Source organism: Bengtsoniella intestinalis, assembly GCF_039719005.1.
Classification (GTDB): Bacteria; Bacillota; Clostridia; order Oscillospirales; family Oscillospiraceae; genus Oscillibacter; species Oscillibacter intestinalis.
In genome coordinates, this window is the sequence record NZ_CP133584.1 from 991975 (window position 1) to 1015508 (window position 23534).

The 23534-nt window shown below is 50.1% G+C and carries 26 protein-coding genes and 1 pseudogene; 23 read left to right on the top strand and 4 right to left on the bottom strand.

Annotated elements, in window-relative coordinates; all coding sequences use genetic code 11:
- Positions 1–67 precede the first annotated feature (67 nt).
- From RFF05_RS04865 to RFF05_RS04905, 9 genes and pseudogenes are all read left to right on the top strand, one after another.
- The gene (locus tag RFF05_RS04865) at positions 68–490 is read left to right on the top strand and encodes a hypothetical protein (RefSeq protein ID WP_409969267.1); all 423 of its coding nucleotides are present in this window, start codon (positions 68–70) and stop codon (positions 488–490) included.
- 105 nt (positions 491–595) lie between these two features.
- Positions 596–1540 (top strand): AEC family transporter, encoded by a 945-nt coding sequence (locus RFF05_RS04870; RefSeq protein WP_409969268.1) that lies wholly within the window; start codon positions 596–598, stop codon positions 1538–1540.
- Positions 1541–1708: 168 nt separating this feature from the next.
- Complete coding sequence (locus RFF05_RS04875) at positions 1709–3322, top strand: peptide ABC transporter substrate-binding protein (RefSeq protein WP_409969269.1); 1614 nt, start codon at positions 1709–1711, stop codon at positions 3320–3322.
- An 11-nt stretch (positions 3323–3333) separates the two neighbouring features.
- Complete coding sequence (locus RFF05_RS04880) at positions 3334–3822, top strand: deoxycytidylate deaminase (RefSeq protein WP_409969270.1); 489 nt, start codon at positions 3334–3336, stop codon at positions 3820–3822.
- A 30-nt stretch (positions 3823–3852) separates the two neighbouring features.
- Positions 3853–5058 (top strand): polysaccharide pyruvyl transferase family protein, encoded by a 1206-nt coding sequence (locus tag RFF05_RS04885; RefSeq protein ID WP_409969271.1) that lies wholly within the window; start codon positions 3853–3855, stop codon positions 5056–5058.
- Positions 5059–5063: 5 nt separating this feature from the next.
- A complete protein-coding gene (locus RFF05_RS04890) occupies positions 5064–6122 on the top strand; it encodes a Coenzyme F420 hydrogenase/dehydrogenase, beta subunit C-terminal domain (protein WP_409970083.1) in 1059 nt (352 codons plus the stop codon).
- A 15-nt stretch (positions 6123–6137) separates the two neighbouring features.
- Entirely contained in the window at positions 6138–7133 is a 996-nt protein-coding gene (locus tag RFF05_RS04895; protein WP_409969272.1) for a biotin--[acetyl-CoA-carboxylase] ligase, read from the top strand.
- Positions 7130–7669, top strand: a complete 540-nt coding sequence (locus RFF05_RS04900) for a chromate transporter (protein ID WP_409969273.1) — start codon at positions 7130–7132, stop codon at positions 7667–7669. Before RFF05_RS04895 ends, RFF05_RS04900 begins: the two co-directional genes overlap by 4 nt.
- 59 nt (positions 7670–7728) lie before the next feature.
- Positions 7729–8246, top strand: a pseudogene (locus RFF05_RS04905) (chromate transporter).
- On the opposite strand, the gene RFF05_RS04910 reads toward RFF05_RS04905, so the two are convergent.
- Positions 8243–8488: a GIY-YIG nuclease family protein gene (locus RFF05_RS04910; RefSeq protein ID WP_409969274.1), complete on the bottom strand. Its 246-nt coding sequence runs from the start codon at positions 8486–8488 to the stop codon at positions 8243–8245. The pseudogene RFF05_RS04905 and the gene RFF05_RS04910 overlap by 4 nt on opposite strands.
- Before the next feature lie 199 nt (positions 8489–8687).
- Between RFF05_RS04910 and RFF05_RS04915 the strand changes: the two genes are divergently transcribed.
- The 3 genes from RFF05_RS04915 to RFF05_RS04925 are packed head-to-tail and all read left to right on the top strand — an operon-like array spanning position 8688 to position 11443.
- Positions 8688–10436, top strand: coding sequence for an ABC transporter ATP-binding protein (locus tag RFF05_RS04915; protein WP_409969275.1), 1749 nt, complete (start codon positions 8688–8690; stop codon positions 10434–10436).
- The gene (locus tag RFF05_RS04920; RefSeq protein WP_409969276.1) at positions 10429–11220 is read left to right on the top strand and encodes an RNA-binding protein; all 792 of its coding nucleotides are present in this window, start codon (positions 10429–10431) and stop codon (positions 11218–11220) included. The genes RFF05_RS04915 and RFF05_RS04920 overlap by 8 nt, the downstream gene beginning before the upstream one ends.
- Before the next feature lie 16 nt (positions 11221–11236).
- On the top strand, positions 11237–11443 hold the full coding sequence (locus RFF05_RS04925; RefSeq protein ID WP_409969277.1) for a DUF896 domain-containing protein: 207 nt from the start codon (positions 11237–11239) through the stop codon (positions 11441–11443).
- Positions 11444–11542: 99 nt separating this feature from the next.
- Here the strand turns inward: RFF05_RS04925 and RFF05_RS04930 are convergent, their stop codons facing one another.
- Together RFF05_RS04930 and RFF05_RS04935 are read right to left on the bottom strand one after the other, a co-directional pair.
- A complete protein-coding gene (locus tag RFF05_RS04930) occupies positions 11543–12439 on the bottom strand; it encodes a DUF4349 domain-containing protein (protein ID WP_409969278.1) in 897 nt (298 codons plus the stop codon).
- A 154-nt stretch (positions 12440–12593) separates the two neighbouring features.
- The gene (locus RFF05_RS04935; RefSeq protein ID WP_409969279.1) at positions 12594–13346 is read right to left on the bottom strand and encodes an IclR family transcriptional regulator; all 753 of its coding nucleotides are present in this window, start codon (positions 13344–13346) and stop codon (positions 12594–12596) included.
- Positions 13347–13643: 297 nt separating this feature from the next.
- On the opposite strand from RFF05_RS04935, the gene RFF05_RS04940 reads away from it, so the two are divergent.
- The 10 genes from RFF05_RS04940 (at position 13644) to RFF05_RS04985 (ending at position 22917) form a co-directional block, all read left to right on the top strand.
- Positions 13644–14657 (top strand): zinc-dependent alcohol dehydrogenase, encoded by a 1014-nt coding sequence (locus RFF05_RS04940; RefSeq protein WP_409969280.1) that lies wholly within the window; start codon positions 13644–13646, stop codon positions 14655–14657.
- A gap of 134 nt (positions 14658–14791) precedes the next feature.
- A complete protein-coding gene (gene kduI / locus RFF05_RS04945) occupies positions 14792–15619 on the top strand; it encodes a 5-dehydro-4-deoxy-D-glucuronate isomerase (protein ID WP_409970084.1) in 828 nt (275 codons plus the stop codon).
- Positions 15620–15659: 40 nt separating this feature from the next.
- Positions 15660–16544: a C-terminal binding protein gene (locus RFF05_RS04950; RefSeq protein WP_409969281.1), complete on the top strand. Its 885-nt coding sequence runs from the start codon at positions 15660–15662 to the stop codon at positions 16542–16544.
- 89 nt (positions 16545–16633) lie between these two features.
- Entirely contained in the window at positions 16634–17398 is a 765-nt protein-coding gene (locus tag RFF05_RS04955; RefSeq protein WP_409969282.1) for an SDR family NAD(P)-dependent oxidoreductase, read from the top strand.
- 18 nt (positions 17399–17416) lie between these two features.
- The gene (locus RFF05_RS04960; protein ID WP_409969283.1) at positions 17417–17854 is read left to right on the top strand and encodes a YhcH/YjgK/YiaL family protein; all 438 of its coding nucleotides are present in this window, start codon (positions 17417–17419) and stop codon (positions 17852–17854) included.
- Between the two features lie 32 nt (positions 17855–17886).
- The gene (eda, locus tag RFF05_RS04965) at positions 17887–18477 is read left to right on the top strand and encodes a bifunctional 4-hydroxy-2-oxoglutarate aldolase/2-dehydro-3-deoxy-phosphogluconate aldolase (RefSeq protein WP_409969284.1); all 591 of its coding nucleotides are present in this window, start codon (positions 17887–17889) and stop codon (positions 18475–18477) included.
- A 50-nt stretch (positions 18478–18527) separates the two neighbouring features.
- Positions 18528–19622 carry a sugar kinase gene (locus tag RFF05_RS04970; RefSeq protein WP_409969285.1) on the top strand — a complete coding sequence of 365 codons (1095 nt, stop codon included), beginning with the start codon at positions 18528–18530 and terminating at the stop codon, positions 19620–19622.
- A 104-nt stretch (positions 19623–19726) separates the two neighbouring features.
- On the top strand, positions 19727–20809 hold the full coding sequence (dctP, locus tag RFF05_RS04975) for a TRAP transporter substrate-binding protein DctP (protein ID WP_409969286.1): 1083 nt from the start codon (positions 19727–19729) through the stop codon (positions 20807–20809).
- Positions 20810–21039: 230 nt separating this feature from the next.
- Positions 21040–21561, top strand: a complete 522-nt coding sequence (locus RFF05_RS04980) for a TRAP transporter small permease (protein WP_409969287.1) — start codon at positions 21040–21042, stop codon at positions 21559–21561.
- A 12-nt stretch (positions 21562–21573) separates the two neighbouring features.
- On the top strand, positions 21574–22917 hold the full coding sequence (locus RFF05_RS04985; protein ID WP_409969288.1) for a TRAP transporter large permease: 1344 nt from the start codon (positions 21574–21576) through the stop codon (positions 22915–22917).
- Positions 22918–22977: 60 nt separating this feature from the next.
- Here the strand turns inward: RFF05_RS04985 and RFF05_RS04990 are convergent, their stop codons facing one another.
- Positions 22978–23124, bottom strand: a complete 147-nt coding sequence (locus RFF05_RS04990; protein ID WP_409969289.1) for a hypothetical protein — start codon at positions 23122–23124, stop codon at positions 22978–22980.
- Positions 23125–23232: 108 nt separating this feature from the next.
- Here RFF05_RS04990 and RFF05_RS04995 point away from each other — a divergent pair, with 108 nt between their 5' ends.
- Positions 23233–23424: a helix-turn-helix domain-containing protein gene (locus RFF05_RS04995; RefSeq protein ID WP_409969290.1), complete on the top strand. Its 192-nt coding sequence runs from the start codon at positions 23233–23235 to the stop codon at positions 23422–23424.
- The last annotated feature ends 110 nt before the right edge of the window (positions 23425–23534 follow it).

The window sequence follows — 23534 nt, forward strand, 5'->3', positions numbered from 1 at the left end:
CCCATTGCCTTCGTCCCTGTAACCCCCTATAAATCCAACCACCTGTCTAAGTTCATCAGACAGGTGGTTGGATTCACATTGTCCTAAATTCACACTCCCTCCTGCTGCCTATCTGACGTTACGCACACATTTTGCTGCCCTTGGCACCTGTCCTAGCGATTATGATTTGATTCTCACTGGGGATTTGGGGTCATTGGGTCATGCTATTGTGCAGGATTTGTTTTGCAACCGCGGTGTGGACATGACCCGTAATTATCAAGACTGCGGTATGCTGCTCTATGATGCCACTGCCCAAGATATGCACGCCGGTGGCTCTGGCGCAGGGTGTAGCGCCAGCGTACTGTGCGCCCATGTGCTACCCAAATTGCAAAACGGCACCTTTCGCCGCGTGCTGTTTGCCCCCACTGGCGCCCTCTTATCTCCTCTAACCAGCCTGCAAGGAGAGACAATCCCCTGCATCTGCCATGCTGTGGAATTTTCTACCGTTTAATTTTCTGCCGTTTAACGTGAAAATCTTCTTTCCTTTTTTTCCAAACTATGCTATTCTATATAGATTGTAAAAAATCCTACTAGAAACCGAAAGGAGCATACTTCTATGGAATTAAGTCTTGCCCTTGCCCAACAGATTTTATCCATGGTGCTGATTTGCTGTGTGGGGTATATTCTCGCCCGTTTCAACATTGTCTCCCCCGACCAAAGCTATATTCTCTCACGGGTGGCCGTCTATGCCTTGACCCCCTGCACCATTATGCAGTCTTTCCAAAGTGAGCTGAACCACGACCAACTCTCTGGACTGGCGCTGGCCTTTATCTGCGCCACAGTTATCCATTTGGTGGCCATTCCCATCATGCACCTGCTGGGCAAAGCTGGCATCACCTCTGAAGAAAAAGCCTCCGCCGTCTATAGCAACGCTGGTAATTTTGGCATCCCTTTGATTTCTGGCATTGCTTCTTTAGGTGCAGGCTATGTGTTTTACATGAGTGCCTTTTTTGCCACACAAAACGCACTCCTTTGGTCTCACGGTGTGACGCTAATGAGTGGGTCTGCCAAAGTTGACGTGAAAAAAATCCTGAAAAACCCTTGCATGATTTCCATCGCTGTGGGACTGTTCTTCTTTTTCACCCAAATCACCCTCCCTGGCCCCATTGCTACCACCGTGTCCAACCTAGCCGCCTGCCTTGGCCCCATTTGTATGCTGGTCATCGGCTTGAGCTTAGGCGGACAAGACTTAAAATCTGTATTTTCTAACAAGCGCGTCTATGGCGTTGCCGCCTTACGCTTGCTGATTTTGCCTGCGGTGATTATGATTCCCTTTTACCTGTTGGCACAGGTCTGGGCACATCCCGACATCGAGAACATCATCATTGTTATGTTCATCTGCGCCTTAGGCCCTGCGGCCTCCACTGTGGTACAGCTCTCTCAAATTTACCAAAGCAAGCATATTCCCTATGTATCTGCCATCAACGTGGTATCCACCTTATTGTGCGCTGTTACCATGCCCATTATGGTGTTTATTTTCCAATTTTTCTTACATATGTAACTAAAAAACGAAGTTTATAAAGAGCAAACGTAAACAATGGGTTGCGTTTGCTATTTTTTTGTCGTTTTTTCTTTACATTGCCCCCTCTAATGGGTATAATGTCTTATTATAAAATGGATTTATTATGACGTCTACTATCCCATTCATCGATATAGAACAGGAGCACTTATGAAACGCCTATGGATTACAGCCCTTTTGGCCTTGGCATTGCCAATTCTCAGCGGCTGCGAACAAGCCCAAGAAGAAGACTCTCAACCCTTTACCCTCCAAGTGGCCTTGGTGGGGGAGGATCTTTCCTTAGACCCCATCAGCGCCACGGATATCGCCAGCCAAACCTTACTCTATAACCTCTACGACAATTTGATGACCCAGACTGTCAATGCTGACGGTCAAGTAGAGATAAGCAACGCCTTGGCGAAATCTGTGGAAGAAACCGCCAACACTGACGCCACCACCACCTATACCTTCACCTTGCGCCGCGCCTATTGGTCTGATGGCGAACTGGTCACTGCCCAAGATTTTGAGTACGCTTGGAAGCGTTTGGTCAGCCCAGAGGCCAACACCCCATACAGCGCCTTGCTGTCTATGGTGGCAGGCTATGAAGACGTGCTAGAAACTGGCAACCCCGATTATTTGCAAGTCACCGCCCTAGACGACGATGTGCTAGAAGTGGTGGTCACAGGGGAAACCGACTGGTTTTTGCAAGAAGTTTGCACCGCCATTGCCACCTTGCCACAACGCCAAGACGTGGTAGAAGCCGAAAACAACCAAACCTTGGTCACCTGCGGGGCCTACACCTTGAGTGACATGGACGATGATACCATCACCTTAACCGCCTTTGAAAGTCACTATGGCACTGCCGCCACTGCTGATGAAATCCAAGTTCTTCTGGCCCCAGATGCCACCACCGCTTGGGATTGGTACGAAAGCCAAACGGTATCGTTTGTGTGGCCTGTCTCTGATGATATTTACACCCAACTATTGGAGGAAGAAATCTCCTACGCCGTGGCTGACTTACTGGACATCCGCTATGTGGCCATCAACAACCAAGATGAAATTTTGCAAGACAGCTTGGTGCGCGAAGCCTTGAGCAATGCTGTGGATTTCTCCGCCGTGGCCACCGTGGCAGGCATCACCGCTCAAGTGGCCCAAGGCATTGTGCCAGAGGGCATTGCCGAAGTGGGTCAAGATAGCTTCCGCCAAGCCTACACCGCCATGGATACCGACAGCGATACCTATGCCAAGCGGCAAACCGCTGCCCAACTGGCCTTGGCCCAATCCACCTATCCATGGGATAACGAAGCATACACCCTAGAACTGTTTTACACCAACCAAGGGGATAACAAGGCCATCGCCACGGCGCTGTGCCAACAGTGGAGCTCTGTTTTGGGTCTCACCGTGACCCCTGTGGCCATGGATGCCCAAACCTTGGCGCAAGCCATGTCTGAGGGTAGTTATCAACTGGCACTGACCAGCCTCAGCCCCCAAGTCAACGACCCTGAGCCCTATCTCAGCCCTTGGCTCTCCACCAGTCCCCTCAATGTCATCGGCTATGAAAACAGCGCCTATGACACCTTGGTAACCATTGCCGCCACCGCCTCTGAAACCAGTGGTCGCATGGGCTGTCTCCACGATGCCGAGGAGCTCTTGCTAGAAGATTTTGCCCTCATCCCCTTATATTCTACCCAAACAGGTTGGCTGTTAAGCGAAGATATGACTGGTATTACCCGAGATGCGCGGGGTTGGTTCGGCTTTGCCACCATTGCCCAGCGCAATCCTTAACGGAGGTGCATATGAACCGTATTTCCAAGGAAAACTATTACTTAGACATTGCCCAAACCGTGCTAGAGCGCGCCACCTGCTTGCGCCGTGTGTACGGTGCCATCATCGTTAGCAACGATGAGATTATCTCCACTGGCTACAATGGCGCCCCCCGTGGTCGCGCCAACTGTGTGGACATGGGGTTTTGTACCCGTGAAGCCATGAAGGTGCCCCGCGGGGAACGCTATGAACTGTGCCGCAGTGTCCACGCTGAGGCCAATGCCATCATCTCCGCCTCCCGCCGTGACATGGTGGGTGCCACCATTTATTTGGTGGGGCGCAACGCCCAAACAGGGGAACTGTTGCCCGATGCCACCTCCTGCCCCATGTGTCGCCGTCAAGTTATCAACGCTGGCCTTGCCCGTGTGGTCATCCGTCGCACCCCCACAGAATTCACTGTGGTCAATGTGGACGATTGGATTGCCGAAGATGATTTATTGTTGCCCCGTGACCCTGATTAACGTAATTTCTACAGAAAGGAACCATCCGCTTTGAACGCTGGACTGCTCACCTTTTATCACACCCATCATTACGGCACCTTTTTGCAAGCATATGCCACCCAACAAGCGGTGGAGGCTTTGGGTGCCCAATGCACCTTGCTAGACTATCACACTGGCAAGAAAAACACCCTCTTTCGCAAACCACAATCTGTAGGCTCTGCTGTGGACAACCTTCACACCTCCGCTCATTATAAAGATTTAAAGCGCCGTTACGACCGCTTTGAACAAGCCAAAGCCACCCATCTGCGCAAAAGCTCTATCCGTTTTCACTCCAGTTTGGATTTGGCCAAGGGATGTCCCGAAGTGGATGTGCTGTTGACTGGTAGCAACCAAATTTGGAATGCCAAGCTGTCTCCCAGTGGTCAGTTTGACCCTGTGTTTTTCGGCGACTTTTCCCACAAACGGAAAATCGCCTACGCCCCCAGCTTTGGCTCCTCTCAACTGCCGCCTCAACTATCTGGGGATTTGGCTGGCTATTTAAGCCACTTTTCCCACGTTTCTGTCCGCGAACGCCAAGGCGCTGAGATGGTCAAAGACGCCACTGGACAAGATGTGCCTGTGGTGCTAGACCCTACGCTACTGCTCTCCAAAAAGCAATGGGCGGCGCTGGCGGTGCCTCCCAAACAAACAGGGGGCTATATTTTATGCTATTGCATCCACAAAGAAAGCGCCATGGCCTCTTACGTGCGCCAGCTTTCCAAGCGCACTGGTTTGCCCATCGTGCAACTTTGCGGTGTGAGCCAAAAGGTGCACCCCAAGGCCACCTGTGTGCTAGATGCTGGCCCTCAAGAGTTTTTGGGTCTGTTCCAAAATGCCAGCTATGTGTGCACCAACTCCTTCCATGGCACAGTCTTTTCCACCGTGTTTGAAAAACCCTTTTTCTCCTCGGTGTCTCTGGCAGAAATCCACTCTCCCAACCGCTCTCGCACCTATAATCTCCTCTCTACCTTAGGGTTGACCCAGCGCATCATCGGCAAAGGCGACACCGCTGGCCTTTTAGATCCCATCGATTATCAAGCCGTGGCAAACACTTTGGCGCAGGCCAGAGACCACTCCTTGTCCTATTTAAAAGCCGCCTTGCAAAACGTTCCCTTTGTGCCGCAAAGCGCTTCCACCCCCCAACCATTCCCCAGCTGGCGCCCCATGATGTTTGCACTGGCTGTACCGCCTGCGCCACCACCTGCCCCACGCAGGTGATTGAAATGGTGCCCGATAGCGAAGGGTTTTCTTACCCCCACATCAACGTGGAGGGCTGTGTGTCCTGCTATCAATGCACCCAAGTTTGCCCTGTTTTAAAACCCAAGTCCACCCCCAATGTCCCTGTGGTATACGGGGCTTGGAATCCAAATCAACAAGTCCGCAAGGACTCTAGCTCTGGTGGGATTTTCTCCTTGCTGGCCCAAGATACCATTGCCCAAGGTGGCGTGGTGTTCGGTGCCGCCTTTGACAGCAAACTCCATCTGCGCCACACTGCCGCCTTTACCGCCGAGCAATGCGTGCAATTCCGTGGCGCCAAATATGTGCAAAGCGATTTATCCAGTGTCTATCCCCAAATCAAAGCGTGGCTGAGAACACGCCCTGTGCTCTTCTCTGGCACCCCTTGCCAAGTGGATGGTCTGTACCAATATCTAGGTGCTCGCCCCGACAATCTCACCACCTGCGACGTGGTGTGTCATGGGGTGCCCTCTCCCTCTGTATGGGGCGATACGGTGGCCTATTGGGCACAAAAAGCCAAAAGCCCCGTGTCCCGTGTAGACTTTAGCGAAAAAGTAACTGGCTGGTCAAAAAGCCATTTGACAATCCACTACGAAAACGGTTGCATCGACTCTGCTCCCTTTGATGAAACCCCCTATGGCCATGCCATTAATCAAGGGCTGATTCTCCGTCCTAGCTGTCACAACTGTCGCTATGCGTCCACCACCCGCCCTGGAGATTTGACCCTTGGAGACTTCTGGGGTTTGGACAAAGACCAATTCCCTGACCAACACGACAAAGGAATCTCCCTGCTGATGGTGAACACCGCCCACGGCAGCTATATCTTTGACCAGTTGCCTATGGAAAAGAAAAAATGTTGTCTTAACAAAGCGGTTGCAGGCAATGCTGCCTTGTCGGCACCCTTGCCCCGCTCTCCACAGCGTGCCAGCTTTTTTGCCACCTATGCTGTGGAACCTTTTGAAACTGTGTACAAGCGGTTTTACAAATTACCTGCCGTGCCTGTGCGCCTTGCTCAGGAGCAACTGCACAAGCTCTTACACCGATAAAAAGGAGGTGCACCCATGAGTCGTCAAGCTGTTTTATCGTTACTCCGTCAAGGGGGCTATGTATCTGGTCAAGCCATCAGCCAACGCCTTGGGCTCTCTCGCGCCGCCGTTTGGAAGGCAGTGGATGGTCTGCGCAAAGATGGCTATGAAATCCAAGCCAGAACGGGCCTTGGCTACTGCCTAGGGCAAACCCCCGACCTGCTTACCCAAGGGGAAATCCAGTCGTATCTGCCCCAAGGGCTGACCATTGCCCACACCTTAGACGCCCTTGAAACGGTGGACTCCACCAACTCTTATTTGAAAACCCTTGCCGTCCAAGGCGCTCAACTCGCCCCCCATGGCACAGTGGTGGTGTCCGATTGCCAAAGCGCAGGACGGGGACGAATGGCGCGTAGTTTTCACTCCCCTGCTGGCACTGGCATTTACTTGAGCCTCTTACTCCGCCCCCAATGCGCCCCCCAAGCGTTGATGCCTCTGACTGCCATGGCAGCGGTGGCCATCTGCCGTGCTGTGGAAGAAATTTGTGGTTTGCAAGCCCAAATCAAATGGCCCAACGACATTGTGGTGGCGCAAAAAAAGCTCTGCGGTATTCTCACAGAGCTGTCTATCGAAGGGGAAACAGGTCGGGTGGACTATGTGGTGCTGGGCATGGGCATCAACGTGGGTCAAACAGCCTTTCCCGATGAACTGACCGCCTGCGCCGTATCGTTGCAGCAGATGGGGTACACCGTCTCTCGTCCCCAACTGACAGCCTTGATGCTCAAACATTTGGACGCCCTGTCGCAAAGCCTCCAAGCCCCCCAAACCTATTTGGCTCCCTATCGTGAGCGCTGTGTCAATCTAGGCAAAGCGCTGGAAATTGTCCGTCTGGACGGCACCAGCCAACCTGTGACAGGCCACGCCATTGACGATACATTTGCCTTGGTGGTGCGCCATGTGGATGGAACTTTGGAAACCCTCCAATCTGGCGAAGTTTCGATCCACGGCTTTTACGGAAAGGAACCACTATGAACCTGTATTGGCACTTATTCATCACCTTTGCCCGCATTGGTGCCATGACCTTTGGCGGTGGCTATGCCATGCTACCCATACTCCAACGCGAACTGGTAGAGGGGCATGGTTGGGTCACCCAAGAGGAGTTAACCGATTACTTCGCCATTGGACAATGCACCCCTGGCATCATTGCCATCAACGTGGCCACCTTTGTGGGCTACAAGCAAAAAAAAGTGCCGGGCGGCATCTTTGCCACACTGGGCATGGTGTTTCCCTGTTTGGTTATCATCAGCATTCTTGCTGGGGTCATCACCGCCTACAGCCATTTGCAATGGGTGAACTATGCCTTTGCAGGCATTCGGGTCTGCGTCTGCGTGCAAATTTTCAACGCCGTGGTGGGACTGTATAAAAAAGCCGTGGTAGACAAAGCCACCACGGTGATTTTCTTGCTTATTTTCATCCTCATGACCGCCTTCTCCGCCTCCCCTGCTTGGTTTGTCATGGGTGCCGCCTTGGCTGGCATCTATCTCCAAGGAAAGAAGGTGGCCTCATGATATACCTGCAATTGTTTTACGAATTTTTCCACATTGGGCTATTTTCCATCGGTGGTGGCATGGCAACGTTGCCCTTTTTATACGATTTATCTGATAAAACTGGCTGGTTTACCTACGAAGAATTGGCAAATCTCATTGCCGTGTCTGAATCCACCCCGGCCCCATCGGGGTGAACATGGCCACCTACATCGGCTTTTTGCAAGAAGGAGTTTTGGGTGCTGTGGTAGCATCGGTGGGCTTGGTGACACCATCGGTGATCATCATTTCCATCATCGCCCGTATTTTGACCCAATTCAAAGACAGCCAGAAGGTGAAAGACGCCTTTTACGGGATGCGCCCAGCATCTACGGCACTGATTGCCAGCGCTGGCATGGTGTTGGTCTCTGCCACCTTAGTCAATCTCACTGCCTTTGAAACCAGCGGCAATTTGTTAGACCTGTTTCTTTGGAAAGAATTGGCCTTGGCGGCATTGATTTTGATATTGACCCGTTGGGTCAAGCCCACCAAAGGCCTCCACCCCATTTTATTTGTGGTGCTCTCTGCCGTGATTGGCATCGCGTTCCAAATGGGGACTTAATGCGTTTCAATCAGCTTTAACTTTTCCTGTCGTGACAGTTTTTTTATGGCCGCTTCTCTGCGCAACGCCGAGGAGCGGTCATCATGCGTCTCTTGATACACCAATGTCACTGGCAATCTAGCCCGTGTGTACTTGGCGCCTTTGCCAGCTTGATGCACCGCCAAACGCCGCTCTACATCATTGGTACTGCCCGTGTACAGCGTGCCGTCTCCACAGCAAAGGATGTAAATATAATACGCCATGTCCTCACCTCTTTTCCCCAGTGTAGCACAAAGGGGCAAAAAGTGCAATTGAAGTTGAAACTAAAAAGTTGCAAAAACCACTAGCTATTGAAAAATAGCTATGCTATACTAATATCGTATGTAATGTCCACTGAACAACTGCAATTTGCGAATTGCAGTTGTTCAGCAGGCATTATGTAAATTTTAAAAGGAGATCCCTATGACCACTCGTGATTACCAAAAGCGTTCCCCCGTGGCAATTTTCTTTGCCTATTTTAAACCCCATAAAAAGCTATTTATCTTCGATATGGTGTGCGCCTTTACCATTGCCATCATCGATTTGACGTTCCCATTCATCACCCGTTGGAGCTTATACGACCTGCTGCCAAACAACGATTACAACACCTTTTTCATTGCCATGACCTGCGTGGCGCTGGCCTTTTTCCTCCGTGCTGTGCTGACCTATGTCGTGGCCTTTTGGGGACACACCTTCGGTATTTTGGTGGAGGCTGATATCCGCAGTGATTTGTTCCGCCATATGCAATCTCTGTCCTTTGGCTACTTCGATAAAAACCGCACAGGCCAGCTCATGAGTCGTCTCACCTCCGACCTGTTCGACATCACAGAGCTTGCCCACCACGGCCCAGAAGATGTGCTCATCTCTGCGGTCACCATTACTGGTGCACTGGTGATGATGTTCACCATCCAATGGCAACTGGCACTGGTCATCGCTGTGATGATTCCCCTGTTTTTAACTGTAGTCTGGAAACGTCGGCGTGAAATGGCAGCGGCCTCTAGCCAAGTGAAAAAGAAAATCGCCACCATCTCCACCGACATTGAGTCTGGTATCTCTGGTATCCGCACCACCAAAGCTTTCGCCAGTGAAGGGGCTGAAATCCAAAAGTTTGAATCTGCCAACGACAGCTTCAAAACCTCTAAAAAGCAATTCCACAAGGCCATGGGTAGATTCATCGGCACCATGGAATTTTTCCTGTGTACCCTGCCTTTGGCCGTCATTGCTGTGGGTGGGTATTTGGTGATGGAGGGGCAAATGCAAACCATCGACATCATCGTGTTTAATATGTATGTGGCCACTTTCATCACCCCCATGCGCAAGCTGGCTACCTTTGCCGAGCTATTTGCCAACGGGAGTGCTGGGTTCTTGCGCTTTGTGGAACTGATGGGCACGGAGCCTTCCCTGCAAGATGCCCCTGATGCCGCCACCATGGACAATGTGAAAGGCAACATCACCGTGGACGATGTCCACTTTGCCTATCAAAACGAAACCGTACTCCACGGCATTAGCCTTGACATTCCCAAAGGGGAAACCATTGCTGTAGTGGGGCCTTCTGGCGGTGGCAAGTCTACTCTGTGCCAGCTGATTCCCCGTTTTTACGACGTCACCAGCGGTGCCATCTCCATCGATGGCCAAGACATTCGCACGGTCACCCAACAGTCTTTGCGCCGCAACATCGGCATTGTCCAACAGGATGTGTTCCTCTTTGCTGGCAGCGTGCTAGAAAACATTCGCTACGGACGCCCTGACGCCACTGTAGAAGAAGTGATTGAAGCCGCCAAAATGGCTGAGATTTATAACGATATCTGCGGTATGCCACAAGGTTTCGACACCTATGTGGGTGAGCGTGGGGTCATGCTCTCTGGTGGACAAAAACAACGGATTTCCATTGCCCGTATTTTCCTGAAAAACCCACCCATTTTGATTTTGGACGAAGCTACCTCTGCCCTAGACACCGTCACTGAACACCGCATCCAAGAAACATTTGAAAAGTTGACCCAAGGCCGCACCTGTCTCATCATTGCCCACCGACTGTCTACCGTCCGCCATGCAAACCGCATTGTGGTGGTGGAAAATGGTTTGATTGTGGAGCAAGGCTCTCACGAAGAGTTACTATCACAAGACGGTGCTTATGCCGCCTTGGTTGCCACCCAAAAGCTGACCAATGGATAAAGCAACCTTATTAGACCGTGTGGGTGCCACTGGGGAAGAACGAATGCTACTGGCAAACCTTCTCGACCGCGCCACCCAAGCCCAGCATCGCAACATCCCCACCGCCACCGAATTTCTCACCCCCCAAGAGCAAGCACTGGCACGAGATCTGCTCGCCATTGCCCACTATGGCCAAGACCGCTACTGTTTTTTCGGTGGCTATGAAAGCGCCCAGCGGTGTGTAGCCGTGTTTTTACCAGACTGGATGGAACCAGAGCAAGCCATGGATGAAGCAAATCTCACCTGTCTGCGTGGCAAGCACCGTGAAGAATTGACTCACCGCGATGTGCTGGGCAGTCTGATGGGCATGGGCATTGAGCGTGAACGCATTGGCGATATTCTCATCGGCGATGGACACTGCGATTTGATTGTCTCTGCCAGCTTGGGGGACTATCTGCTTCAAAGTTGGTGTAGTGCAGGACGGGAAAAAGTCACCGTATCCCAAATCGAATTTGACCAATTGCACATCCCAGAACAAAAGGTGCAAATCGTCAAAGATACCGTCATGAGTCTCCGCCTTGATGCCGTTGCCGCCAGTGGTTTTTCCACCTCCCGTGGAAAAATGACCACCTTAGTGCAAGGTGGTAAAGTGCAGGTGAACTATAAAGAATGCGCCAAAGCTGACAAACTTTTACAGGCTGGGGATGAGGTATCCGTCCGCGGTCTGGGCAAAATGAAACTATCACAAATCGGTGGCCTGTCCAAAAAAGGACGCACTGGCATTGTGATTGAACGCTATTTATAATGTAAGGAGAGTCTCCATGGAACAAGTAAAGATTGACCGCATCAACGCCTTGGCGCGCAAAGCCAAATCCCCCGAAGGCCTCACCCAAGCCGAAACCATTGAACGTGCCGCCCTCCGCAAAGAATATGTGGCCGCCGTGGTGGGTAGCCTAGAAGGCCACTTGGACAACACCTATCTGGTGGATGACAAAGGCACAGAAGAAAAGCTGAAGAAAAAAGATTAAATCAAAGCGGGACGTCGAGGACGCCGCCCCCTACAAAAAGAGTGAACAACTATGGGAACGGTATTCGTCCCATAGTTGTTCACTTTTAGTTTTTCACTCTTAGTTTTCCTTATCCTCGTTGTCCTTTAAATCTAACTTTCTCATCTTGGGCACCTTCACTTTGCTCTTACGGCGCACCACCTTCACCGCAACCACAATCACCACCAGCCACACTGCCATACCCAGCCAGTTATAGGCCAGCCAAATGGCCATGTCACCCAGTCCATCGATGAAATTGGTGATGCCATTGGTAAAGGCATTGCCCAGACGACCGCCAAAACCAACAGGGGTCAACTCCACATTAGATAAAGTGCTGACCTCACGGAGGGTCAACTCCACCGTGGCATAGTCCACTTGGGAATTGTAGTACACCATGGTACCAGAATAATTGTCGATGGCCTCTTGGGTTTCAGAGATGGCAGACTCCAGCGTAATCAAATCCTCCATGGTCTCTGCCTGCTCTAGCAACGCTTGCAACCGCTCCAGCTTCAGCTGTTGGGTTTCCAAACGGCCTTGGGTATCGTAATATTGGTAGCTAATATCCTCCACCTGCGAGGTGAAGTCGGTAATGAGCAAAACGGCACTGGTCTGCTCTGTGAAGGCATCTAGCTGACTGGTTTCTAAACGGATGGTGTAGCTCCCACGACGGTAGGAGCCGTAGTTTTCTTCGCTGGCATACTCAAAATAACCATCCATAGAGGCCACCAAGTCTTTCAAGGCGGTGGCATCCGTCTCAAAATCAATGGTTTCCCCTTCTAAGTATACCGTGTAGATAAATTTATTGCCTTGGGTCTCTTTGGTGGTGGTCATGCCACCGCCTGTACTGGTGACTGTGTCCTCCATGGCGCTTTCAGTGGTGGTGGTTGTAACACTAGAGCTAGAGCTAGCAGAGTCAGAGCTGGAGCTACAGCCTGTCAAGGCAAGGGTCAATGCCAATAAGCAAATCAACTTTTTCATAAAATTCTCCTTTATTTTTCAGTCTCTACTACCATAGACGGAAAAAATTTTAAAATGTTCCCTCAAATTTGGAAAATTTTAAAAAAATGAAGGACGATAGAAAACAATTGCGTTCCCATAGTCCTTCACTCTTAGTCTTTCGTTTTTAATACCATCATTCTATATAGCCACAGATAATGGACAATTCCTTGGCCGTGGCCTTCACCGCTTGCCCAATGGCATCCACATCTTCGTCTGGACGGTACAAATCTGACACGCTGACCGCACCGTACACACGGCCTTGCGCGTTGAACACAGGCGCCGCCACACAAAGGCCATGATCCTCTAATTCTCGAAAATCCACAGAATAGCCCTGTTGTCTGATGACGGGCAACTCACGCTTCACACTTTCTGGCGATTGGTGGGTAAACACCGTGCGGGGCCGAAAGTGCATATTATCAAGCAAGTCATCAGATGTATCGCTTGACATAAAGGCCAACATAGCCTTGCCCAAGCCTGTACAATACATGGGATTGGTAGCGCCAACCTTCCCTAAGGTTAAAATAGGGTTGGCAGGCTCCTTTTTAATGAGATACACCACATTGGTTTTATCGGGAATACCAAAAAAACAGGTTTTGTTTAGCTGATTTGTCAAGCGCTGCATTGGCGCCTCAAAAGACTTCTCCAAAGAGAAATGACTCAAATACCCCATGCCCAATTGATAAGCCCCTACAGCCAGATGATACTTCTTTTTCTGCTCTTGGGTCACCTGCACCATTCCTGTGGCCATTAAAGTTTCAAGGATGTCGTAACAACTGGTTTTTGGCAGTTCAAAGGCTTGGCAAAGTTCACTCATCTCTGCCTCTTTATGGGTAGAGATGTATTTTAATATCTCAATCGTACGGTACGCGGTTCGGTTATGCTTCATGGATGTTCGCTGCTCTCTTTCTCACTTTAAAGACGAATATTTTCAAATATCTTTTCCAGTAATTTCAAATTTCGTACTAAAAGCATAGCACATATTGTACCTTTTACACAATAGCAAAATTCACATTTAGGCGAATTGAATAAATCATCATACCTGTTTTTGGGCGTTCCTCCGAAAAAATCCAGACATATTGACTTTTCGTGACCAAAACGGTATATTATTATGTATAAGCCACATTTGCGATATGCGTTCGCATATACGAAAATTATGACAATTTTTGAAAAGAGGGTTTCCCTTATGAAAGCACTTGTTTACACTGGCCCTAAAACTGTCGAACTTCACGAAGTACCCATGCCCGAACCCAAAGCTGGTCAGGTCCGTGTTCGCGTGTCTCACTGCGGCATCTGTGGCGGCGACATCAGCATTTACGGCGGCAAGCACCCCCGTGCACAAGCCCCTTTGATTTTCGGTCACGAATTCATCGGCACCATCGAAACCGCCGCTTCTGATAAATTTAAAGTGGGCGACCGTGTCAGCCCCTATCCCTTGATTTCCTGCGGTCACTGTGACCCCTGCCGTGATGGCACCCCCCACGTATGTAAATCCTTGAAGCTCATCGGCATCGACTGTGACGGTGGCGCTGGTCAATACGTGTGCTGTGACGAAGATGTGCTGTTCAAAATCCCCGATGCTCTGAGCGACCGTGCCGCCGCTGTTTTGGAACCTCTGGCTGTGGTTGTGCGCACCTTGCACCAAGCAAAGATGCAAGCACTGGACACGGTGGCCATCACTGGCGCTGGCCCCATCGGTGTGCTAACCGCCATCGTGGCAGAAGCCGCTGGCGCAAGCCGTGTTATCATCTCTGATGTAGACGATTCCCGTTTGGCTCTGGCAAAAGAACTGGGCTACGAAACCATCAACTCCTTGAAACAAAGTTTGGTGGACTACGTGGACGAAACCACCAATGGCCGTGGCGTGGATGTGGTGTTTGAATGCTCTGGCGCAGAACCCTGCACCTTGGATGCCACCAAGATTTGTCGCGTGTCTGGCACCGTGTGCATCACCGCCATTTACAAAGGACCCTCTAAGGTGAACCTGCAAGAAATGAACTTCAAGGAAATCACCTTGGTCTCCAGCCGTGTGTACACCAAGCGTGAATACCAACAAGCTGTGGAATTCGCTGTGAAGGTTGCTGACAAGCTTGAAAAGGTGGTCACTCATATCGTTCCCATGGAACAAGGTATGCACGTATTTGACATGATTGCCGATCCTTCCATCGCTACAGTGAAGGTTTTAATCGACTGCGAGTAACATTTCCAACAAAATCCAATAAAATTTTTGTTGCATTTGCACAAAATATATGGTAAACTCTCTAAGTCTGTCGCTGATAGAGATTTGCCCACACTAACATCAGCGACCTATGGAGGAATCACTATATTATGAACATGAACGTGTATTACGCCAACCATCCCGACGAAGTCAAGCGCTATACCACTGAAGAACTGCGCCACCACTTTTTGGTGGAACAAGTTTTCGTGGAAGATGACATCCAACTGTCTTATTCTCATGTAGACCGCATCATTTTCGGTGGTGTGTATCCCGTGAGCAAGGCTTTGCGCTTGGAAGCTGGAGATGAACTGCGTGCCAAGTATTTCTTGGAACGTCGCGAACTGGGTATTTTCAATGTGGGCTCTGGCACTGGTACCGTCACTGTAGACGGCACTGTGTATGAACTAACCCCCAAGGCTGGTATGTACGTGGGTAAAGGCAACGAAGAAATCATTTTCGCCGCTTCCGAAGCTGGCGCTAAATTCTATATTGTCTCTACGCCTGCCCACCACACCTATCCCACCCGTTTGATTTCCTATGCCGATGCTGTGCACAAGGAACTGGGCGAGGAAGCCTCTATGAACCACCGCATGCTCAACCAATATATCCACCCCGACGTGTTGGAAACCTGCCAACTGTCTATGGGTATGACCGAACTGATGGAAGGCAATGGCTTTAACACCATGCCCAGCCACACCCATGAACGCCGCATGGAAGTCTACTTCTATTTCGACATGGAAGAAGACACCCGTGTGTTCCACATGATGGGTCAACCCACCCAAACCCGTCACATCATTATGAAAAACGAAGAAGCCGTGATTTCTCCCAGTTGGTCTATCCACTCTGGTATCGGCTCTAAGCGCTACACCTTCATCTGGGCTATGTGCGGCGAAAACCAAGATTTCGACGACATGGACCACTTGGCAATGTCTGATTTGCGCTAAGCGTAATTTGTAATTTTTAAATAGGAAAGGGATATTATTTATGAGCATGAAAATCATCATCAGCGATTGCGACCACGCAAGTATGGACCAAGAAAAAGCCGTTTTGGCTGAAGCTGGCATCCCCTTTGTACAAGCCGCCTGCAAAACCGAAGACGACCTGATTGCCAACTGCGCTGGCTACAACGTCGTGTTGAACCAATACGCTCCTTTCACCCGCAACGTTATCTCCAAGCTGGCTCCCGACCTCAAGCACATCGTCCGCTATGGCGTGGGCGTGAACAACGTGGACTTGGAAGCCGCTACCGAATACGGCGTGCAAGTTTGCAACGTGCCTGACTATGGCATGAACGAAGTGGCTGACCAAGCTGTGGCTCTTATGATGGCTCTGGTGCGTAAGGTTTGCCTGATGAACCGCTTCACCAAGGAAGAAGCTTGGGAATATGCCAAGTGCTTGCCCGTCTATCGTATCCCCGGCTCTGTTGTGGGCATCGTGGGCTTGGGTCGCATCGGCCAAGTGTTTGCAAAGCGCATGAGCGGCTTTGACATGGAACGCATCGCCTTTGACCCCGCTTATGAAATCGGCACCTTCGTGAATGGCGTTGAAATCGTTTCTTTTGAAACCTTGATTGAACGCTCTGACATGATTTCCATCCACAGCCCCTTGATTCCCGAAACCCGTGACCTGTTTAATCTGGATACCTTTAAGAAAATGAAAGATACCGCTTACGTGGTGAACACCGCTCGTGGCGGCATCATCAACGAAGCTGACCTGTTGACTGCCCTGCAAGAAAAAATGATTGCTGGCGCTGGTCTGGACGTGGTTGACGTAGAACCCATGAGCCCTGGTCATCCTCTGTTCGCCTTTGAAAACTTCCTGTGCACCCCCACATGGCATGGCACTCCCACGAAGCCGCTTTGGAACTGAAGACCAAGGCTGCCCAAGAAGGTGTTGCTTTCGCTCTGGGTCAACCCATCCGCTACCCTGTCAACAAAATTTAAGGACGGTACTTACTGATGAACAATCCATTTGATTTAACTGGCAAGCGCGCTCTGCTCACTGGCGGCACCCGTGGTTTGGGTAAAGACATGGCTGAAGGCCTGTTGGAACAAGGCACCAATCTTGTGATTTGGGGCACCAACGAAAAGGTACACGCTGTAGCGAAAGAATTTTGCGATAAAGGCTATCAATGCCAAGGCTTGGTTGTTGACTTGGCTGACCGCACCGCACGCACTGAAGGCTTTGCAAAAAGCCTAGAACTGCTGGGTGGCGGCATCGACATTCTGGTCAACGTGGCAGGTATTCAACGCCGCTATCCTTGCGAAGAATTCCCCTTAGACGATTGGGACGCCGTGATTGAAGTGAACCAAACCGCTCCTTTCCATCTGTGCCAATTGGCTGCCAAAGACATGATGACCCACGGCGGTGGCAAAATCATCAATGTGGCTTCCATGCTCAGCTTCTTCGGCGGTCAAACCGTGCCTGCTTATGCAGCTAGTAAGGGCGCTGTAGCTCAATTCACCAAGGCAATGTGCAACGAATGGGCTTCTAAGAACATTCAAGTCAACGCTTTGGCTCCCGGCTACATGGACACCGATATGAACACTGCTCTGACTGACCCCGAAAACCCCCGTTTCAAAGAAATCACTGGCCGTATCCCTGCCCAACGCTGGGGCAATGGTCAAGATATGAAGGGGCCCTGCCTGTTCTTGGCCTCTAGCGCTTCCGATTATCTCAGCGGCGCCATCATCCCTGTGGATGGCGGCTATCTTGTCAAATAATTTTAAGGAGAAATTGTTATGATCTTAGATTACATGACCCGCGTTGATGCCTACGCAAGCGTTCTTCCTCACTTTGCCCAAGCTATGGCTTTTGCCAAAACTTTGGTGGATGCCCCTGTGGGCCGCTACGAAGAAGATGATTACTTTGTTTTGGTGCAAGAATTTGAAACCAAAATGCCTGCTGACAAAGACTACGAATTGCATCGCAAATATGCCGATGTGCACGTGGTGTTGGAAGGCCAAGAATCTCTGGGCTATGATGACATTGCCGTCATGACTCCCAAGGAAGACTTTAACGAAACCAAGGATATGCAAATGCTGGACGGCGTTGGCCAATATGTGACCATCAACCCCGGTATGTTCTGTGTGGTACTGCCTCACGACGGCCACAAACCTGGCTGCTGTGTGGAAGCTCCCGGTAAACTGCGTAAATTCGTGGTGAAAATCCCCGTTTAATATTTTAATTATTTAAAAGGAGTCTATAGATTATGGAACGCGTACAAAAATACAAAGTTGTCCCCGTGGTGGTCATTAACAACATCGAAGATACCATCCCCACCTTGAAAGCACTGGTTGACGGTGACCTGCCCATCGCAGAAATCACCTTCCGTACCGCTTGCGCCAAGGAAGCCATTGCTCTGGGCATCAAAGAATTCCCCGATATGCTCATCGGTGCTGGCACTGTTATCAACGTGCAACAATGCAAAGAAGCCATCGACTTGGGCGTGAAGTTCATCGTTGGCCCTGGCTACAACGCTGAAGTGTCTGCTCTGTGCAAGCAACGCGGCGTGCCTTACTTCCCCGGCTGTGTCACTCCCACCGAAATGATGGAAGCCATCGCTGACGGTTGGACCACCCTGAAGTTCTTCCCTGCAAACGTCTATGGCGGTTTGAAGGCAATGAAGTCTTTGGCTGGCCCCTTCCCCCAAGTGAAGTTCATCCCCACTGGCGGTGTGGATGCTGCTAACTTGGCAGAATATCTGGCTTGGGACAAAATCGAAGCAGTGGGCGGCTCTTGGATGATGAAGGGCGACATTGTTGCAAAGTGCCAAGAAATCTATGGCATTGTCAACGGCTAATCACAATTATATTCGTTAACCCAATATTTATATATTTTTTGGAGGATATTATGGAACTCAATCTGAGACCAAAAGAAGAATGCTACTACGACCAACTGTCTATGGGTGAAATCATGCTGCGCCTTGATCCCGGTGAAGGCCGCATCCGCACCACCCGTTCTTTCGCAGCTTGGGAAGGCGGCGGCGAATACAACGTGGCTCGTGGCCTGCGCAAGTGCTTCAACATGAAAACTGGCGTCATCACTGCTTTTGCTGACAATGAAGTGGGCTCTTTGCTCACTGACATGGTTTGCCAAGGTGGCGTGGATACCTCTTTGATTAAGTATGTTCCTTATGATGGCATCGGCCTTTCTTGCCGCAACGGCTTGAACTTCACCGAACGTGGCTTCGGCGTCCGTGGCGCTGTGGGTTGCTCTGACCGTGCCAACACCGCTATCTCCCAAATGCGTCCCGAAGACTTCGATTTCGATTACATCTTCGGTACTCTGGGTGCTCGTTGGTTGCACACCGGTGGCATCTATGCCGCTCTGAGCGCCAATGCTTCTGAAACCGTGATTGCTGCCATCAAGGCCGCTAAGAAATACGGCACTCTGGTGTCCTATGACCTGAACTACCGTCCTTCCCAATGGAAGTCCATCGGTGGCCACGCCAAGGCACAAGAAGTGAACAAGGAAATTGCAAAATACGTGGACGTCATGATCGGCAACGAAGAAGACTTCACCGCTTGCTTGGGCTTTGAAATCGAAGGCAACGACGATTTGAAGACCCTGAACTTGGACGGTTACAAGGCTATGATGAACCAAGCCGCAGCAACCTACCCCAACTTCAAAGCCATTGCAACCACCCTGCGCGAAGTCAAGAGCGCAACTGTGAACCACTGGAGCGCACTGTGCTATGCTGATGGCGAAGTGTTCAAGGCACATCAATATGACGGCTTGGAAATCATGGACCGTGTTGGCGGCGGCGACTCCTTCGCTTCTGGCTTGATTTACGGTTTGATGACCACCCAAGACGCACAAACTGCTGTGGAATACGGTGCCGCTCACGGCGCACTGGCTATGACCACCCCCGGCGATACCACCATGGTCTCCAAGGCTGAAGTGGAACGCCTGATGTCTGGCGCTGGCGCTCGCGTGCAACGCTAATTGTCCCTAGCATCTCTAGCAACCCTTTTACAATGGTTTCATTATGACCCTCGGGTCAAAATTTAAATATGCGATGAAACAAATATCTAGGAGGATATAAGAAGATGATTTTGAAGAAACTGCTTGCTGCCTTGATGGCAACTGCTATGGTAGTCGGTATGACTGCTTGTAGCTCCAGCGACTCTAGCACCACCACCACCGAAAGCACCACCACTACCACCACCACTGAAGCTGCTACCACCGAAGCACACGACTACGCTGCTGACGAAGACAAGACTGGCGAAACCGTGTTCAAACTGAGCTTCAACCAAACTCTGGAAAACCCCGAAGCAATGGCTATGCTGGACATGAGCGACGACCTGTACGTGGCTACCGAAGGCCGTTATTCCATCGAAGTGTACCCCTCTGAACAACTGGGCGCACAACAACAATCCATGGAATTGGTGCAATCTGGTGCCATCGAAATGGCTATCGTTGCTAACTCCATCATCGAAACTGTGAACTCCGAATTCGCCATCATTGGTACTCCTTATGTTTATGACAACATCGAACATCAAGAAGTGGTCTTCAACTCTGGCGTTTTGGACGACCTGTTCGCTTCCACCGCTGCTAACGGCTTCCAAGTGCTGTCTGCTTACAGCCTGGGCGCTCGTAACCTGTACGGTACTTCTCCCATGACCACCACCGAAGAACTCTCTGGCCAAAAGATTCGCGTTATGCAATCTGACACCATGGTTCAAATGTTGAACGAAATGGGCGGCGTTGGCGTTGCTATGGGCCAAGGCGATGTGTACTCTGCAATCCAAAACGGTACTTTGGACGGCGGCGAAAACAACATCATCACCTATGTTGACCTGCTGCAATACGAAGTGGCTCCTTGCTACTCCGAATCCAATCACCTGTTGATCCCCGATGAACTGATCATCAACTCCACCGTGCTGGCTTCCATGTCCGAAGCTGACCAAGCTGCTCTGATGCAATGCGCTAAGGACTCCATGCCTGTCATGTTCGACTACGCTGAAGACCTGCGTGCTGAATACTATGCAATGGCAGACGAACTGGGCTTCACCATCTACGAAGTCGACATCACTCCTTTCCAAGAAAATCTGGCTGACTTCATCGCTGAAGTTGCTGGCCGCAGCGAACAAAGCCAAGCTATCTATGACGCAATCCGCGAATTGGCATAAGCTTTAATCTTTGTTTTAAGCAAACTTAATACATTGTATGGGGTCTGTGGAAGCAGACCCCATACCGTGGTTTTTTAAGCGACATAGCGGACAGGCGCTTGTAGAGGGTTTTTTCCACTGCAATATGCTGTCTATGAGGTATCTATCTCAGCAATAGCACTTTAGTCGTTGGTTTTTGTGGGACTTTGCCCCAAAAGCCCTGTCTATCAATCTTTAGAAGGAGAAAAATAATGCAAATTTTAACTAGCATTAAGCGCGTGTTAGACTTTATCATTTCTTGGTTTTGTATCATCGTGCTTGCCATTATGACTGTTTTGGTCTCCTACCAAGTGGTCACTCGTTTCGTTTTCAACAATCCCAGTGCCGTCTCTGAAATCTTGGCACAATATCTGTTCGTGTGGTCTGTTATGTTGGGGAGCGCTTATGTATTCGGCATGCGTGAGCACCTGAGCATCACCATCTTGAAAGACAAGATGCCCCCTCTGCTGAACATGTTGACTGAAATCCTAATCGCCATCACTTTGATTGCCTTCTCTTATGGGGTTTGCATCAAGGGTGGCATGGCCAACACTGTGTTGCAAATGGCTGCAACTGACGCTTCTTTGGGCATTCCCATGGGCGTGATTTATGCCGTTATCCCCATCAGCGGTGCATTTATGGTGTTCTATGCCATTTATAACATCGCTCTGGCTGTTCAAGAATACAAAAATCACACTGTCCGCAAGTCTGACGACACTGCGGGCACTATGTAAGGGAGGGTAACCATGGATATTGCAACAACTGCTGCGGTCGTTATGATCGTAGGCGTGGTGGTTACCTTGATTCTAGGTTTCCCCATCGGTCTTTCTATCGGCGCTTCTTCTACTGCTGCTATGATGGTCATTTTGGGCTTTGGCTCTGCTGCTTTGACCACCGCTGCTCAACGTACCTTCACTGGTGCAAACTCCTTCTCCTTGTTGGCTATCCCCTTCTTCGTGTTGGCGGGTAACATAATGAACAACGGCGGTATCGCCAAGCGGCTTATCGGCTGTGCAAACATCTTTGCCCACCGTCTGCCCGGTCACTTGGCTCAAACCAACATCGTGGCAAACATGCTCTTCGGTGCTGTTTCTGGTTCTGGTGTGGCTGCTGCTTCTGCAATGGGTGGTATTCTCCGTCCTCTGGAAGAAGAAGAAGGCTATACCCCCGAATACTCTGCCGCTGTTAACATCGCTTCTGGCCCAACTGGCATGATGATTCCCCCTTCTAACATCATGATCGTGTACGCCACCGTGGCTGGCTCTGTGTCTGTTACCGCTTTGTTTATGGCTGGTTACATCCCCGGTATTCTCTGGGGTCTGGGCTGTATGATCGTGGCTGGTTTCACCGCTAAGAAAAACGGCTATATCAGTAAAGAACACTACACCATGAAGCGCGCTCTGCGCACCTTGTGGGACGGCTTGCCCAGCTTGCTGTTGATTGTCATCGTCATCGGCGGTATCTTGGGTGGCGTGTTCACCGCAACCGAAGGCTCTGCCATCGCAGTGTGCTACTCTTTGCTGTTGTCTGCCATTTATCGCAGCATCAAGATTACCGATATGCCTCGCATTTTGCTGGACTCTGTGAAAACCACCGCCATCGTGGAATTCTTAGTGTGTGTGTCCTCCATCATGAGCTGGGTGCTGAGCTTCGCTAAGATTCCTCAAATGATTTCTGACGGTATGCTGCAATTGAGCGAAAACCCCATTGTCATTTTGCTGATTATGAACGTGATTTTGCTGTTCGTGGGTACCTTCATGGACCCCACCCCTGCTGTGTTGATTTTCACCCCCATCTTCCTGCCCATCGTCCAAAGCTTCGGCATGAGTGCTGTTCACTTTGGTCTGATGATGGTTATGAACCTGTGCGTGGGTACCATCACACCTCCTGTGGGTGCCATCTTGTTCGCTGGTTGCCGTATTGGTGACGTAAAGATTGAACAAATTGTCAAGCCTCTGCTGCCTTACTTCTTTGTGGTGGTTGTGTGCTTGCTGTTGGTTACTTACGTGCCCTTGTTCTCCATGGGTATTCCTTACCTGCTGGATCTGGTCACCGTGGGCGAAGGCTTCAACTTCTTCTTCATTATGTGATGATTTTAAAAAAACGGTTGCAACGCAAGTTGCAACCGTTTTTTTGCGCCTATGCAAGGCTTACCCGCCCTCGGTTCTGTCCTCCACATCATCCTCTACCGTCCCCTTTGTGGCATAGGGAATGGATATGGTGTCAGCATCAAAGCGTATCAGACACTTCCTCCGTAATTCTGGGAGCTGCTTTTCCAACTCTTTCAAATAATCCATATATGTTCACCTCTCCATATCGAATGTACACATCACATAATGTGTAAGACTATATGTAAAGATGAGATATGTATTAAGTTAGGTACATATGCTATGCAGAGGTGAGATATGAAATTACGCATTTTAGAAATATTGGATGAGCAACAGAAAACAAAATATTGGCTGTACAAACAGATGGGCTTGAGTTATCAAAATTTCAACAAAATGGTAAATAACCAAACCGAGTCCATTCGATTTGAAAATATTGACGCACTCTGTCAAATTTTAAATTGTACGCCCAATGTGTTTCCACTAAAATAAAAGTACCGAAAAAGGGCGCGAAAAGTGCATAGGTTGGGCTCGTAAAAAAAGAGCCATTGTCAGCACCTCAAAAAAGAGCTACCATTAGTTTGTCTAGAACTAAGGAGGTA